Genomic DNA, 15,000 nt, shown 5'->3' with positions numbered 1-15,000 from the left:
TTCGCGGCGAGTGTGTTTTTGGCGAGGATTTCGTTTGCGGTAAGCTAGCTTTGGTGCGGTTTGTGTTAGAATTGGCGGGCTACGTTTAAATTTTATTCGCCGCAGATCGTTGCTAATGCGTTTTATCCGCCGCATTAGTGTAAATTTAGCGCAGGTTCTACTCGCGTTCGTTTCGTTTGCGCAGGTTTTGTTCGCACCGGATGCCGTTTGCGTGCGGGCTGCCGCGGATTTCGTAGAATTTTATAAAAAGGTTGATAATGCAAAATTTAGAAAAATTACAAGAAAAACTGGGCTATAAATTTCAAAATTTAACCCACCTCAAGATCGCTCTTACGCACAAAAGCGCCAAAAACGGGCACAACAACGAGAGGCTGGAATTTTTAGGCGATGCGGTGATGGATCTGATCGTGGGCGAGTATCTTTTCAAAAAATTTAGCAGCGATGAGGGCGATCTGAGCAAGCTGCGCGCCGCGCTCGTGAACGAAAGCAGCTTTTCTAAATTTGCAAAATTTTTGGGCATCGGCGAGAACCTGAATATGTCGCTGTCCGAGGAGCGCAATGGCGGACGCGAGAAACCCTCGCTGCTTTCGGACGCCTTTGAGGCGATAATGGGCGCCGTCTATCTTGAGAGCGGGCTGCAAAACACCGCCCGCATCGCGACCGCAATCTTAGAAATCCTCTATCCGCGCATCAGCTTTAACGAGCTCGTGCGAGACTACAAAACCGCGCTGCAAGAACTCACGCAGGCAAAATTCGGCGTCACGCCCGAATATGTTCTTTTAGGCTCGAGCGGCCCAGATCATAAAAAAAGCTTCGAAATGGCGGCGCTTGTTGGCGGCAAGCGGCTCTCCTCCGCCGTGGGAGCCAGCAAAAAAGAAGCAGAGCAAAAATGCGCGCAAATTGCGATCGAGCTTTTACAAAACGGCGCCTCACACGGCACTAGCGCGAAAAATAGTGAGCAAACGGCATGCGCCAGTGACGTACAAAGCGGCGCGAACTGCGCTCAGGACGGCAAAAAAGGCTCACGAGGCGGCAGCGGACGGGCGCATGGCTGCAAAAAGAGCGACCGCGCCGGCGCATCAGGCGGCACGCCGAGCGCTAAAAAAAGCAATGAGCGAAACGGGCGTGATACGGATAGACAAGGAGGCGCGCTATGAATACTTTCGGCGAGAGATTGCGCCTTAGCACCTTCGGCGAGAGCCACGGCGCGGCGATCGGCGGCGTTTTGGACGGCTTTCCGGCGGGCGTGGCGATCGAGCCTTCAAATATCCAAAGCGAGCTTGACCGCCGCAAACCAGGCGGCAAATACGCTACGCCGCGCAAAGAAGCCGACGAGATCGAAATTTTAAGCGGAATTTTTGACGGTCGCAGCACCGGCGCGCCGATCGGATTTATCATCCGCAACGCAAATCAGCACTCAAAGGACTACGAAAATCTAAAGGATATTTTCCGCCCCGCACACGCCGATTTTACATATTTTGCCAAATACGGACTGCGCGATTACCGAGGCGGCGGGCGGACAAGTGCGCGCGAAACCGCCGTACGCGTGGCTGCGGGGGCGTTCGCGCAAATCCTGCTAAATCACTTTAAAATTTCCGTAAAAAGCGGGATTTACGGCGTGGGCGAAATTTACGCGGAAAATTTGGACTTCGACTTTGCGCAAAACAGCGAAATTTTCGCACTCGATCCCGCTGCGGAGAGCGCGCAAAAGGAGTTAATTCTAAGCGTCAAAAATGCGGGCGATAGTATTGGCGGCTGCGTGCTGACGCGCGTTACGGGCGTGCCTGCGGGGCTCGGCGAGCCGCTGTACGGCAAGCTGGATGCGGCGCTTGCGGGCGCGATGATGGGCATAAACGGCGTAAAGGCCGTGCAGATCGGCGCAGGAGTGAAGGCAAGCACGCTAAAAGGTAGCGAAAATAACGATTTTATGCGCGCTAGCAAGGATGCGATCCGCACCAACGGCGGCAAGATCGGCGCAAATTTCGCAAGCAACAATGCAGGCGGAATCTTAGGCGGCATAAGTAGCGGCGCGCCTATCGAGATTGCGACGCATTTTAAGCCTACTCCGAGCATTTTTATGGCGCAGCGCAGCGTGGACGTGCGCGGCGCAGACGCGATCTGCGAGCTGCGCGGGCGGCACGATCCGTGTATCGCCGTGCGCGGCAGCGTCGTAGCCACCGCGATGGCACGGCTGGCGATCGCCGATGCGCTGCTGCTAAACGCGAGCGCGACGCTAGGGAATTTAAAGCGAATTTACGGCGAGGATTAAATTTAGAGGGGCGCCTTTAAATTTTGCGAAATTTCATGAAATTTTAGGAGCGAGCGATGAAATTCTCGCGAGCGAGGCGGGCAAATTTTAAATTTACGCGGTAGGCCTATCGCGACAAGGAGGGCAAATGAGACTTGAGCGTATCGGCGAGGGCTCGGCATTGATCGCGCGCATAGAGGCGATCAACGTCGCGGCATTCCCCGAAATCGAGCGTATCAGCATAAAAAATTTCTTAAAAATGTCGCGCAAAGAACAGCTTGAAATCGCGGCGATTTTCGAGGATTTTAGCGCCCTAGTCGCTGGCGGCGCTACGGGTAAAAATCGTGCGGCGGCGAGTGAAAATTTATGCGCGCCGAAGCAGGATTTTTGCGCGGCAAAGCGGGATCGCGGCGAAGCTAGCCAAGATCGCGATGCTGCGAGTAAAAATTCCGATGCGAGCGACTGCGGCGCGGCAGAATTAACCTCTTTGAGTTCCGAAAATCGCGGCGCGGCTGACAAAAAATATAATACGACGAGTAAAAAATCCAGCTCAGAAAGTAAAAATCGCGACGCAGCGGATAAAAAATCTAATGCGACGCGTGAAAAATACAGCTTGGAAAGTAAAAATCCCGGCGCGGCGACAGGCGAAAATTCCAATGCGGCGGCGCAAAATTTAAGCGGCGAGGAGCTCGTTGGGTTTTGCGTCTATAGGACCGTGCAAACCTACAAGCGCGCGGTTTTGCACCACAAACAGCCGCCGTCTCGCCTAAATGCGGATAAAATTTTAAGATCCAAAGCCCATAGCGGCGCGGAATTTGAAGGCACAGAGGATGAAATCCCAAGCGATAAAGCGGAATTTTCAGAGGCAAAATTTTTTAGCGTTGCTAGCGGCAAAAACCCGAGCCAAAAAGCGCAGCCTTTTAGCGGCGATAAAATTTTAAATGCGAGCGCAGATAGCAAAATTCCGATCGACGCGGACCGTTTGATTTGCGGTGCGGGCGGCAAAATTTTATCAAGCGCCAGAAGAGATGAAATTTCATCAAGCGCCGCGGAGAGCAAAATTTCATCGATCGCCGCAGAAAGCGAAATTTTGCGCTACGATGAGAGCGAAATTTCAAGCGGTGGGGAGAGCGGGATTTTTTACGTGGCCTACCTCGGCATCGATGCGAAATTTCGCGGACTGGGGATCGGCTCAAGGCTGCTCGCGCTCATCGTCACGCAAAATCCGAGCGCGCAAATCGTCCTTGACGTCGAGCCTCCGCACGAGGACGCGCCCAATCTCGCGCAGCGCCTGCGCCGCATAGAATTCTACGGTAGGCACGGCTTTCGGCGCTGCGGCAAGTTTTTCAACTACGCAGGCCTTAGCTTCGAGATCCTTGCTAGGCCGTCGCTAACGGCGCCGCAGCAGGGATTTGACGTAGCGAGCTTCGTGAAATTTATCGGCGCGGGCAATAAATTTAGATTTAAAATCACCGACGCGCCGCTATACAAAAACTAATGCAAAAGCCCGAATTCAGCCTCATCTGCGATGATACGTTTTATAGAATTTTCTCCGCCTCTATCCTTGCGTTTTTTTGCATTTTTATCTCTTTGGATATCGGCGGATCGGGGGAGCTGTTTTACACGGATAGCCCGCTACGCTCGCAGCAAGCCAAACCTAGTCTGACGATCGTTTTTGTGTTTTTGGCGCTGCTTTATCTGCGGAGCGGTAGCAAAGAGGCGACGCGCGTGGAATTTGACGAGCTTAAAATATCCTTTCGCAGAGGGCTAGACAAATACGATCTTATGCTTGGATGCGTTGATCTGATAGAGCCGTCGTTTGGCTTTGTGCGGACGTTTCGCGTGCCGCTTATAAGCTACGAGCGGTTTTTGAAACTGCAAGAAATTTTAAAATTCTTGCTTCTTTTCGCATACGTCGCGGGCGTGTTTTTGACGATCAAATTCGGCTTCGTCGAGGCTGCAATCTATGCAGCGGCGGGCATTTTTGCGATTTTGATCGCTTCAAAGCTCGTCGTCGCGCGAAGGCTAGACGGGCGAGCAGGGCTTCGACTGCGCGACTGCCTGCTACTGCGCGGGAGGGACGATACGGGCGCGGCGGTATTTTTTTGCATCCGTCCTAGCCGCGCCGAGCGCGAAGCTTTACGTATATATTTTTTGAAAAATTTCAGCTACGACATTAAGACGTGAAATTTTTCGGTTTTCAGCGTAAAATTTAGACCCGCGGGGTAATCTGGCTATGGCTAAACGTAAACGAAGCACAAAGGCGGATGCTGCGCGAGTATTTCGCGGCGAGATTGGGCTGGATTTCGAGCAAAATTCTACTCACAGCAATCGTAGATGGGATCTCTCGGTACTCGAAGTAGTCCTCGAAGCAGTCGCAGATGAGATCGCTCGGCACCCGAAGCAATCCTCTAAGCAGCTTCAGATGAGTTGCTAGTGTCTGCTTGACTGAGATAACCACGGCTCGTCGCAACTCGCCTCGCCGCAAGCGCCTCCGCAAATACCCCGCATCTTTAAACGCGTCGAAAGCTAGACGACGATAAAATACGAAAATCATACCGAAAAGGAATTTTATGAGGGATTACGACAAAGAGCCGATCAAAATCATAGACAGAGCGGTTTACTTTCAAAACAATATCGTTCTTTTTCTTTCACTCGGTTGCTTATATAAAATATTCAATTTAGAAGTTACTCCGTTAAACTTAGAATTTTACACGCATTTTAGTGCCGATTTAGTTATGTTTATCGTAGTGGTCTTTTTATTGTTGCCGGCTACGCTACTTTGGCCTATTAAAAGAAAGGGCGGTCCCGCGTATTTTTTATTGGAAAATAATAAAATCAGCTATATAAATGCTTTCGACGATAAGCCCGGATCACTAAATCAGGCGCTAAATGATTTTTATTTTGTCAAGAAAGAGGAAATAATAAAAATTTGCAATGCCTGCGATGTCGATAAAATAAGCTTTTGCATTATATCTGAGTTATACAATAGCTACGGAAGATTTCACTATTTTCGCCATACGAGCTGTATAAAAAGTCGTCCATAGGGGTACACATAGGAAAGGCTGTATTGTTTTTATATCATACGATAAATTTCATATTATTCATCTTGCCGTTTAAAATTTATATGCTGATAAGAGCGGGCGAGCCTTTGGGTTTAATCCGCAAAAATATCGTGTTAAGGTTCAAAAATAGGAATTACTTCCTTATAAATATATATTCTAGGCGAGATCTGGATGAGATACTAGAGTATTTTAAGCAAAAAGGCGTCCAAATTACAGATAAAGTGGTCTTTATGCCGCAGGCGCAAAATAAAGGCCTGTTTACCGATAAAAATGAAATTTGGAGCGATGATTTCGGCGATACGCAAATTCCAAAAGACACGTTTAAACGTAAGCTTAGGCGGTTTTTTAGCTTTGGATTAAAGAGCGATTCCGCCCGTTTCAGCGTAAAATTTAGACCCGCGGGGTAGAATTACGAAAATTTTTACATGGAGCAAAAAATGAAAAATTTCTTTCTAGCCGCAATAGTTTGCGCGCTTTTTAGCGGTTGCGCATACGAAGCGCAGTTTAATCAAAACGCCGATGTGGCGCCGTTTGACGACACTATAAGTGCGACCAACGCCATGCAAAGTGCGCTCATTTACATCCCTAGCGAGCTAATGGGGACAAAAAGCTACGTCGCAAGCTCGAAGTTAGGCAGAGACGATGAGCTTAAAATCGATGTCGGCGAGTTCGTCGCAGGCGAGGCAAAGCGCTTCTTCGGCACCTACCTAAGGCGCGTAAGCGTTACCGACGACGAAAAAGCGCTGCAAGGTAAAGGGCTTGTTATCGCGCCTGAGCTTAGCTCATTCGGCTTTGGCTTTTACAGCTCCGACGGCATCGACGTTTCGGCAAAGCCCTACGTGCGCTACAATCTACGTCTAAAAATGTTTAAAAACGGAAAGCCGATCTACAACCAAAATATCGCCGTAAACGAGCGCAACTTCGGCGAGGAGGAATTCTTCGGCGGCGGTCAGGGCTCATACGCGCAGATCGGCGGGATCTTTCAAAAATCGATGGCGAATGATTACGCCGTGCACGCTAGAGAGATTTTGGACGTAATCAACGATAACTAATCGTGCTCGCGCCTTTGTGCGTGGTAAGCGGCATCTGGTCAATTATTTTTGCCTGCCGTCTTGTGGCAAAATTTGTCGTGGCGATCTTGCGACACGCGCTTGCGGATCGTTGCGCCTAAATTTTGTTTATTGATATAATTAGCATAGCTTTAAAATACTCAAATGCGCGCTTGCTTGTAAGATTTATCCCGCCTGCGACATTAAATCCTTTTGATACCGAGTTTGCCAGCGCTCTAGGCATCAAATTTAATCCCGCAAGCTGGGTAAATTCCGTAAAATGCACTATGAAATTTAACTCAGCAGTTTATATTTAAGTGCGGCGAGCCGATAAATTCCGCACCTTGGCATACTGCCTAATTCCATTTTTTAGGGCTAAGCTCCGCAAATAAACTTTTCGCGTTCGCTGCTACGCTTGGATCAAATTATATGCTCGTGGCACCAAAAAATTCGCCCTAAATTTAAAGCACCGATTAATATTAATTTTTATATCATTACTAAATTTTTTAAGGAGAGAATTATGAAAAAGTTTTTATTGCTTCCGTTTGCTTTCGCGGCGCTTTTTGCGGCACCAAGCTGCGATAATGTCCAGCTCAAAGCGGCCGTGGAAGGTATCAATAAGAGTGCGCCGATGCGAGTCGACGAGATTACCACATTAACGGGTGCTGAGTGCAAGGATGGCAGCTTCATCTACAACTACGAGCTAAATGACGGCATGGGGATGAAATTTGACAGTGTCGGAAATGATCAAAAAACCGTGATACAAAATGTCATAGATAGCTAAAATAAGCAAATTTTTTCAATCAGATGAAGGTAATGCATCCGCTAATAAACAGCGCGATATGGAGCTATAAGATAAAAAGTGGCGAAGAATTTATAAGGGTAGAATTTAAGCCTAGCGACTGCAAGTAGCGCTTGCGCGAGATTTAAAATTTAGCGCGGCGTGAGCCTTTGTCTGCTTGCCCGCGCCGAATTCGCTTAAAATTTATCCGCTCTGCTTTTGATTTCGCCTGCGCAAAAGCAACATGCTAAAAATCTCTGCTTAGCTTTTACAGCGCCGCCGCGTATAGTATGACGCAGATCAGCGTGTATTTCGCCGTCACAAAGCGCTAAACGCGCCGAGTCCTTTTTGAGCCGCGATCTAATGCGTTAGGTTCTGCCAGTGGCGTTTTTCATTAAAATTTTACTATTTCACGCGGAATTATATCTGTGCAGCAGCGCAAACACCGCATAAAGCTTTCGCGCGAAATTCTATAAGTTACGGAATTTTATTTGAAACAGCATCGTAGATTTTGAGTCAGAATTTTAGGATTTATTGCGATACTGCACCTGCTGCGATGAAATCTTGCTAAATTTTATCCGCGATCTGCTCACATAAAATTCTGCGTCAAACCATGAGCTTGCTTGCGAGCTTACAGGGGTGCCAGCCGCCAATGTACCGTCACATAAAACGCGACTAATCAAATACCTCGCTTGGGTTTTAAAATTCACCGTTCGCAGCTATTTTTATCAAGCTTTAGCTGTATCGGCGGCAAGCCCTCTATTTCGTAATTTAACACCATCGTTTTGCCTAGCTCCCGCAGGTGCTGCGAAAATTCCGCGCTGCAAAAGCTGACCTTCGCCTTAGCAAACAGCATCTCTTTTAAAATTTCCGCATCGCCCGCATCCAGTGCGCTAAGGTCTAAATTCGACGAACTATTTAGCGCGTAATCGTATATGAAGCTACCCTCTTCGCATGCGGCGCCTTTTAAAGTCGTAGCATCGTCGATCCTGCGCGGCGCGCCCTCGTTTATCCGCGCTAGGGCATCTCGCACCTGCTTGCTTTCGCAGAAATTTCGCTCTAGCTCGCCGCGTTTTTTTCTCCACATAAAATTCCATCGCCACATTTGCCAAAATTCCGATTCCAAAAAGCACTAGCAAAATTTTAATCGGCTTATTTAGCCGCGCGCTTAAGCTTTGCGCGTCCATCAGTGCGCCCTTTCGCAGCACAGCAGCGTGTGTCCGACGCCGAGTCCGTCGTGAATTTGCGAAATTTTAAGCCCTGCGCGCTGAGCAAATTTAATCATATCGTCCGAGTGATAAATTTTGCTATTGCCGTTTGCCATAGCGGCAAAATACACGCTGATCTGCGTCATGCTATACGCGGCGGTTTCGTAGCGCTGCCTGTCCCAAAACGGCTCCAAAATATAAAGCCGAGTCTCCGCGCTCATCGACTCCGCCGCACGCGAGAGGATGCTTACGATCTGCTCCTCTGCGAAGCAGTCCAGAAACTGACTGAGCCAGATCGCGTCAAAGCCGCGCGGAAAGCGCGTAGCAACATCCAGCAAATCGGCCGCAAGCCCCTCTATGCGCTCAGCGCCCTGCGCGCCTGCGACGGCGTCTTTCATCAGCGCGATCTGCCCCGCAAGATCCATTATCGTGACGCGCACATTTTCATCGTAGCCTACGCACCGCTTAGCAAAGCGCCCGGTATTGCCGCCTACGTCTAAAATTTTATCCGTCTTGCGCGAGAAAATAATCTCTAGCGCGGGCTCAAACGCCAAATCTGAATAAAAATGATCAAACGCGAGCCAGCTTTTGCGCACATGCGGCGGCAGATGCGAAAGCGCCTCGTAGATCGTAGCCCACTGCCCAAAGACCTTTAGCCCCTCGGGTTTGCCCGATTTTAGTGTCTCTTCGAGCCTAAAGAGCCCCTCGTAACACACGTCGTGGATGAAATCCATATCCACGCCGACGAGCTCGTCGGTAAGCAGAAAATATCCCGCCTTGCTGAGCCTAAATTTCTCGCCGCTAAGTAGCACCGTACCGATGCTAAGCGAACTTTCCAAAAGCAGCTTTACGGCGTATTCAATAAGCGAGAGCTTCTTCGCGATCTCTTCTATACTTAGTCCGTCCCGCGCCTCATTAAGCGCACTTAAAATTCCAAATTTTTTCATCAGCCGCGAGACTTGAAAAACCACCGGCGCAAAGGCGATCTCATTCGCCGTCCGTTGCGCCTCGCCCGCGCTTTGACGCTCGGCGCCGTAGCGGTCTAAAAGCTGTTTGGGAAGTTTCATTTTTGATCCTGCTTATGTAAATTTCGCAAAATTTTAGCAAAAAATTCTAACTTTTCTTGCGCCCGCTAAGAATTTGCGCGTATCTTAGAATTTTGCGATGAAATTTTAAAATCCCGTCTTAAAATTTAAGTCGTTTTGCAGCTGTATGTTTATTGAGATAGATTTTATTTTGAGATACTAAAAAATTTTAAATCTCGCCGCACAAGATTTGCGGGCGAGAAAAAGGCTAAAGCGCGGTAAATTCCTAAAAATGCGCGTACCGCGCTTTCGCACTCGGTTTGGAATTTACTGCGCCTCAAGCTTAGCGATTCAAAAGCGCTTGCTAGCTTATTCGATCCACTTTACCACGTCATCCATGCTGCGGCGGATCTTTTGCGGCTGCGGATTTACGCGGTAGCCGAAAGGCACGAGTAGCGCCACGCGGCGCTCATTCCAATCGATGCCTAAAATTTCATTTAGCGCTGCGCGATCAAAGCCCTCCATCGGGCAGCTGTCGATGCCGCGACTTGCGGCCTCGTTCATCATCGCAAGTGCTGCGAACATGCACTGCGCGTGCGACCAATTAAATAGCTCCTCATCGTCGTTGTGAAAATAACCGCTTAAAAAATCTTGATAAAATTTATGCCTGTCGCCGATATATTTGGGCGCTTCATCTTTTTTACGCGTAATCATTCGCTCGATATAATCACTTCCTAGCTTTATGTCCTTGATCTTTGCTAAAATCACAACCAGATGTGAGCAAGAGGTGATCTGCGGCTGATTCCACGATTTTTCGCGGATCTGCTCGCGCAGCGCCTTGTTTTGTACAACCAAAAAGTCCCATTGCTCTAGCCCCGTAGAACTAGGTGCTAAGATTCCTGCCTACAAAATGGCGTCAAAATCGGCTTTGCCGATTTTTTTGTTCTCGTCAAAAATTTTGCACGCATGGCGAAATTTCATAATCTCTAAATGTGTCATAGTCTCTCCTTAATTAGAATTTTTGTAGATCAAATACCCGCCATCTTTGCGCCTGATGCTGAGGTTGCCCTCGCGCGAGCGCACGCCGATGCGGTAGTAGCCGTCCTCTTTAGTGACATTAATGTCGCTAAAGCCGCCGATATTTACAGCAAAGCTCGCACCGCTAAGCGGGATCTCTTGGCGCCAAAACTCCGCTTCAAGCGTGCCAGAAACATTTGCGTCAGAGCTTTTGAAATCGTCTGCGGTGATGAGCTGCACGCTGTCTTTGCGGATGACAAATTTTAATCCGTCGTCAAATTTAAGTGTCTCTAGCGGTAGCTCCAGGCGCGGCGCGAAGCTAGGCGTGATGCCACTTTGCGAGGCCTGCTTTTGTAAATTTGGATCAGTCGAAGTAACCGAGACGTCCAGTGCCCTATGTAGCGCGGGTTTGGCGCTAGCGCTTAGCACGAAGTCATCGTGCCAATCAATCGAGCGATTGATATCAACGATCTTTTCATGCAGAGCCCCGTCGTCGTCCCTATATCGCACGATCAGGCTTTCGATCGTAAGGGCGTCGGAGGGAAGCGCAAAGGTTTGCTGCGTAAAATTTTTAGGCGCAGGAGTATTTTGCGACGCGGCGGCGGAGCTTTGCGCCGGATTGGAATTTTGCGGAGCAGATTGCGCGTCTTGTTGCATAGTGGAGTTTTGCACCGTAGAATTTTGAGCTGTAGAATTCTGTGCCGCCTTGAAATTTTGCACTATCGTAGAATTTGGCTCGCTTACTTCCGGCACGATCGGTAACTCATCAGGAGGCGGAAGCATCGCAACTGAAGGCTGCGCAGAAGAGTTCAGCTCCGTTTTTATAACCTGCGAAGGAGCACCGATGCCCGCTTTGGGCGCAGGAGCTTTTTTTTCGGTCTGCGAGAGCTGTGCGCTCACGGCTTTTTTGGCGACGCTTGTTTTGACGCTGGAATTTGCTTCTGCGGCGCTTTTTTGCATTGCTGCGATAGGACTTTTAGATGTTTCAGGTCTCATTACAGCTTGCTTTTTAGCGTTTGGGCTTTGCGCACCTGTTTTTGGCTCTTTAATCGCCAAATCGGTAGAATTTTGCTCTTTTACCGCGGCGATGCTAGGTTTCGTAGCGTTTGAATTTGCGCCATTTAAATTCTCAGCGTTTAAAAAAGCGCAAAGACCTAAAATTAGTAAAGAAATTTTTCTCATTTTTTAAGGTCCGGATCGAGCGAGCGACGCTCTAAATAAAGCTTTTGCAGTTCGGCGTTTTCCTCTTTTAGCCGCTCGACGTCGGTGAATAAAAACGCCTTTTCTTTTTGCAGCTGGCGCAGCACTTCAAACGATCGTTTGCCAAACAGCACGTCGCCTACGAAGATGCCCGCAAAAACGACGCAGACGATCAGTGCAAGAGCTGCAAAAATCTGCTTAAGCGGCGAAAACGGATTGATAAAATTCAGCCGTTCTTTTAAATTTTTACGCTTCTTTGAAGCTTTTTTAGCGGCAGGATCTGCGTTCTGCGGCATAAAAGAAAATCCTTGCGCAGTAGGATTTATGTCTTGTGCCGCAAAGCCCGTGCCATTAAAGCCGTGCTCTACGCTCTGAGCCGCAAAACCCGCGTCGTTTGGAAAGCAGTTTTCTTTCGCGTATAACTCTGCATTCTTTAAATCGCCGACCCCAATAAATTCCGCGCTGTAAAAGCTCGCGTCTGCTTGCATATTGCCTTCGTAGTTTCCGCTTGCAGCGGAGCTTTTACCGCTTAAATTAGAGCTGCTGCTTGTGGCATCAGAGGCAGAGCCTGTTTCGTATATACCGCGCGAAGCTCCGTTGCGATTTTTCTGGAAGCCAGCCCCTACCTCGCTAAAGCCTCCGCCAAAATTTTCATCGCTATAAAATTCATCATCGTCAAAAAAATCGTCCTCGTCAAGGTCTGCATCTGAATATCTGCCTTGCGTGTCCGTATAATCCGCTCCGTCCGTATAGGGGCGCTGCGCGCCGCCTTTTAAGCCCCGCTTGGACTTTTTTTTAAAAAACATTTTAAATTTTATTTCCCAAAAACTCGTCCGTCTCGCGCTCGATCTCAAGCAGTCGGTTGTATTTTGCGTTGCGTTCGCTTCTTGAGGTCGCGCCCGTTTTGATTTGGCCAGTATTCATCGCGACGGCGAAGTCCGCGATAAAGCTATCCTCGCTCTCGCCGCTTCTGTGGCTCATCACGCAGCGGTAGCCTTTGCGCTGCGCTAGGCGGATCGTCTGCATAGTTTGGCTGACGGTGCCGATTTGATTTGGTTTGATCAAAATCGCGTTAGCTACGCCTTTGGCGATGCCTTCGCGTAAAATTTTCTCGTTCGTCACGAAAAGATCGTCGCCCACGAGCTGCACTTTAGAGCCAAGCTTGCTCGTTAGCTTCGCCCAGCCTGCCCAGTCGTCCTCGCTTAGGCCGTCTTCGATCGAAAATATCGGATACTTCTCGCAAAGCTGTGTGTATCGCTCTATCAGCTCTTCGCTGCTAAATTCCTTGCCTTCTAGTTTATATTTGCCGTTTTCGTACAGCTCGCTAGCCGCGACGTCAAGGGCTAGCTTGATCTGCTCGCCTGCTTTGTAGCCTGCTTTTTCGATAGCCTGCATGATGAGTTTGATCGGCTCTTCATTATCGTTTAAATTTGGCGCAAATCCGCCCTCGTCGCCCACTGCCGTGCTATGACCGGCTGCGTTTAGAAGGCCTTTTAGCGTATGGTAAATTTCGCTCGCCGCTCGCAATGCGTCGCTAAATTTATCAAATCCAAACGGCATAATCATAAATTCTTGAAAATCCACGCTGTTGTTCGCGTGTGCGCCGCCGTTGATGATATTAAACATCGGCACCGGAAGCACGCTAGCGTTCGCGCCGCCTAGGTAGCGGTACAAAGGCACGTCAAGGCTCTTTGCCGCCGCGCGCGCTACCGCCATAGATACGCCAAGTACGGCGTTCGCGCCTAAATTTGAGTAGTTGTCGGTGCCGTCAAGCTCTCTCATCTCATCATCAAGCGCCTTTTGACCAAATGCATCCAGCCCTATCACGGCCTCTGCGATCTGCGAATTTACGTTTTCTACCGCCTTTAACACGCCCTTGCCGCAGTATCTCTCGTCTTTATCGCGAAGCTCCAGCGCCTCACGTTTGCCCGTGCTTGCGCCGCTTGGAACTACCGCGCTTGCTACGGTGCCGTCGCTTAGAGCTACGGTTGCCTTTACGGTTGGGTTGCCGCGGCTATCTAACACCTCTATCGCATAAACATCTTCGATATAAATCATCATTCATCTCCGCTTTGTAAATTTTCTTCATCGTCCGCGTCCGCACTGAAATTTACGCTACCCATCTGCTCGCGGATCTTTGCCGTGATCTCTTCGGCGACAGCAGGGTTATTCTCTAGATAAATTTTAGCGTTTTCGCGCCCTTGACCTAGCTTAGTGTCGCCGTAGCTGAACCACGCGCCGCTTTTATCGACGATATCGAGCTTGACGCCGTAATCGATCAACTCGCCCACCTTACTAATGCCCTTGCCGAACATTATGTCAAATTCCGCGATCTTAAACGGCGGCGCCACCTTGTTTTTCACGACTTTGACTTTGGCGCGGTTGCCGATACTCTCTTCGTTTTGTTTCAAAGTAGCAATCTTGCGTATATCGATGCGCACCGAAGCGTAAAATTTAAGCGCATTGCCGCCAGTCGTCGTCTCGGGCGTGCCGTAACCCATCGCGCCGATCTTCATACGGATTTGGTTGATAAAGATCACCGTCGTATTCATCTTATGCACGACGCCGGCGAGCTTACGCAGCGCCTGGCTCATAAGTCGCGCCTGAAGCCCCACGTGCTGATCGCCCATGTCGCCCTCTATCTCGTTTTTCGGCGTGAGCGCGGCGACGCTATCTACGACGATAAGATCGATCGCACCGCTCTTTGCTAGGGTTTCTACGATGTCAAGCGCCTGCTCGCCGAAATCCGGCTGGCTGACGTAGAGATTGTCGGTATCAACGCCTAAATTTGAAGCGTATTTGACGTCCAGCGCGTGCTCGGCGTCTACGAATGCGCAAATTCCGCCCGCTTTTTGGCACTCGGCGATGATATGAAGCGTAAGCGTCGTTTTTCCCGAGCTCTCCGGCCCGTAAACCTCGATGATACGCCCTTTCGGCACGCCGCCGATGCCAAGCGCGATGTCAAGCCCCACAGAGCCCGTAGAGATGGCGTCTATCGGCTCGACCTGCTTATCGCCCAGCCGCACCAGCGTGCCCTTGCCGAAAGCTTTGTCGATCGATTTTAGCGCCGCATCCAGCGTCTTTTTCTTTCCCTCGTCCATGTTTTTCCTTAAAAATAAATTCGTTTGATTTTACCAAATTTGAAATGAATTTTTGATTATTCGCTCAAATTCGGCGCGGCATCGGAATTTGAAATTTTTAAGGAGCGCAAAAAGTTCTGCAGGACGAGCCTCAAAGCTTTAAATTTAGCCTTTTAAACAGGCCCTGTTTTCACGTTTTTCTTTAGAAATTCCGCATTTTTATAAGGGCTGTAGCAAAATTTCACTATAATTTCGCAACATTTAAAAATTACGCCGCGCGCGAAATTTAAAGCGGAGCAAAAAGGATAAAATTTGAAGATTTTTAAG

15 protein-coding genes and 2 pseudogenes are annotated in these 15,000 nt (G+C 49.1%); 10 read left to right on the top strand and 7 right to left on the bottom strand.

The annotated features are described in order from the left end of the window. Positions 1 to 257: 257 nt before the first annotated feature. The 10 genes and pseudogenes from rnc to Q0117_RS01065 all read left to right on the top strand — a co-directional run. Positions 258 to 920 (top strand): annotated as a pseudogene (gene rnc, locus Q0117_RS01110) (ribonuclease III); the annotation flags it as partial. 233 nt (positions 921 to 1,153) lie between these two features. After that, the gene (gene aroC, locus Q0117_RS01105; RefSeq protein ID WP_297921359.1) at positions 1,154 to 2,269 is read left to right on the top strand and encodes a chorismate synthase; all 1,116 of its coding nucleotides are present in this window, start codon (positions 1,154 to 1,156) and stop codon (positions 2,267 to 2,269) included. A gap of 127 nt (positions 2,270 to 2,396) precedes the next feature. Next, positions 2,397 to 3,746 carry a hypothetical protein gene (locus Q0117_RS01100; RefSeq protein WP_297921356.1) on the top strand — a complete coding sequence of 450 codons (1,350 nt, stop codon included), beginning with the start codon at positions 2,397 to 2,399 and terminating at the stop codon, positions 3,744 to 3,746. After that, entirely contained in the window at positions 3,746 to 4,435 is a 690-nt protein-coding gene (locus Q0117_RS01095) for a hypothetical protein (RefSeq protein WP_297921353.1), read from the top strand. The genes Q0117_RS01100 and Q0117_RS01095 overlap by 1 nt, the downstream gene beginning before the upstream one ends. Positions 4,436 to 4,484: 49 nt before the next feature. Beyond that, a complete protein-coding gene (locus Q0117_RS01090) occupies positions 4,485 to 4,685 on the top strand; it encodes a hypothetical protein (protein ID WP_297921350.1) in 201 nt (66 codons plus the stop codon). Between the two features lie 136 nt (positions 4,686 to 4,821). Continuing rightward, positions 4,822 to 5,295: a hypothetical protein gene (locus tag Q0117_RS01085; protein ID WP_297921347.1), complete on the top strand. Its 474-nt coding sequence runs from the start codon at positions 4,822 to 4,824 to the stop codon at positions 5,293 to 5,295. A gap of 23 nt (positions 5,296 to 5,318) precedes the next feature. Beyond that, positions 5,319 to 5,720, top strand: a complete 402-nt coding sequence (locus Q0117_RS01080; protein ID WP_297921343.1) for a hypothetical protein — start codon at positions 5,319 to 5,321, stop codon at positions 5,718 to 5,720. A gap of 30 nt (positions 5,721 to 5,750) precedes the next feature. Beyond that, positions 5,751 to 6,365: a hypothetical protein gene (locus Q0117_RS01075; RefSeq protein WP_297921342.1), complete on the top strand. Its 615-nt coding sequence runs from the start codon at positions 5,751 to 5,753 to the stop codon at positions 6,363 to 6,365. A gap of 170 nt (positions 6,366 to 6,535) precedes the next feature. After that, the gene (locus Q0117_RS01070; protein ID WP_297921339.1) at positions 6,536 to 6,679 is read left to right on the top strand and encodes a hypothetical protein; all 144 of its coding nucleotides are present in this window, start codon (positions 6,536 to 6,538) and stop codon (positions 6,677 to 6,679) included. A 203-nt stretch (positions 6,680 to 6,882) separates the two neighbouring features. Beyond that, positions 6,883 to 7,146 (top strand): hypothetical protein, encoded by a 264-nt coding sequence (locus Q0117_RS01065; protein ID WP_297921336.1) that lies wholly within the window; start codon positions 6,883 to 6,885, stop codon positions 7,144 to 7,146. Positions 7,147 to 7,849: 703 nt separating this feature from the next. Here Q0117_RS01065 and Q0117_RS01060 read toward each other — a convergent pair. The 7 genes and pseudogenes from Q0117_RS01060 to recA all read right to left on the bottom strand — a co-directional run bounded on the left by Q0117_RS01060 (position 7,850) and on the right by recA (position 14,694). Next, positions 7,850 to 8,230: a hypothetical protein gene (locus tag Q0117_RS01060; RefSeq protein WP_297921334.1), complete on the bottom strand. Its 381-nt coding sequence runs from the start codon at positions 8,228 to 8,230 to the stop codon at positions 7,850 to 7,852. A 99-nt stretch (positions 8,231 to 8,329) separates the two neighbouring features. Continuing rightward, on the bottom strand, positions 8,330 to 9,418 hold the full coding sequence (locus tag Q0117_RS01055; RefSeq protein WP_297921331.1) for a methyltransferase: 1,089 nt from the start codon (positions 9,416 to 9,418) through the stop codon (positions 8,330 to 8,332). Between the two features lie 327 nt (positions 9,419 to 9,745). Then, a pseudogene (locus Q0117_RS01050) lies at positions 9,746 to 10,375 on the bottom strand (NAD(P)H-dependent oxidoreductase). A gap of 9 nt (positions 10,376 to 10,384) precedes the next feature. Then, the gene (locus Q0117_RS01045; RefSeq protein WP_297921328.1) at positions 10,385 to 11,575 is read right to left on the bottom strand and encodes a hypothetical protein; all 1,191 of its coding nucleotides are present in this window, start codon (positions 11,573 to 11,575) and stop codon (positions 10,385 to 10,387) included. Continuing rightward, positions 11,572 to 12,399 (bottom strand): hypothetical protein, encoded by an 828-nt coding sequence (locus tag Q0117_RS01040; RefSeq protein ID WP_297921325.1) that lies wholly within the window; start codon positions 12,397 to 12,399, stop codon positions 11,572 to 11,574. Before Q0117_RS01040 ends, Q0117_RS01045 begins: the two co-directional genes overlap by 4 nt. A 1-nt stretch (position 12,400) precedes the next feature. After that, complete coding sequence (gene eno / locus Q0117_RS01035; RefSeq protein ID WP_297921407.1) at positions 12,401 to 13,651, bottom strand: phosphopyruvate hydratase; 1,251 nt, start codon at positions 13,649 to 13,651, stop codon at positions 12,401 to 12,403. Further along, complete coding sequence (gene recA / locus Q0117_RS01030; RefSeq protein ID WP_297897512.1) at positions 13,651 to 14,694, bottom strand: recombinase RecA; 1,044 nt, start codon at positions 14,692 to 14,694, stop codon at positions 13,651 to 13,653. Before recA ends, eno begins: the two co-directional genes overlap by 1 nt. Between the last annotated feature and the right edge of the window lie 306 nt (positions 14,695 to 15,000).

The organism is uncultured Campylobacter sp. (genome assembly GCF_937997535.1).
Lineage (GTDB): Bacteria > Campylobacterota > Campylobacteria > Campylobacterales > Campylobacteraceae > Campylobacter_B.
Note: the sequence above shows the minus strand (reverse complement) of the source record. Positions and strands in the feature narration are given on the sequence as shown.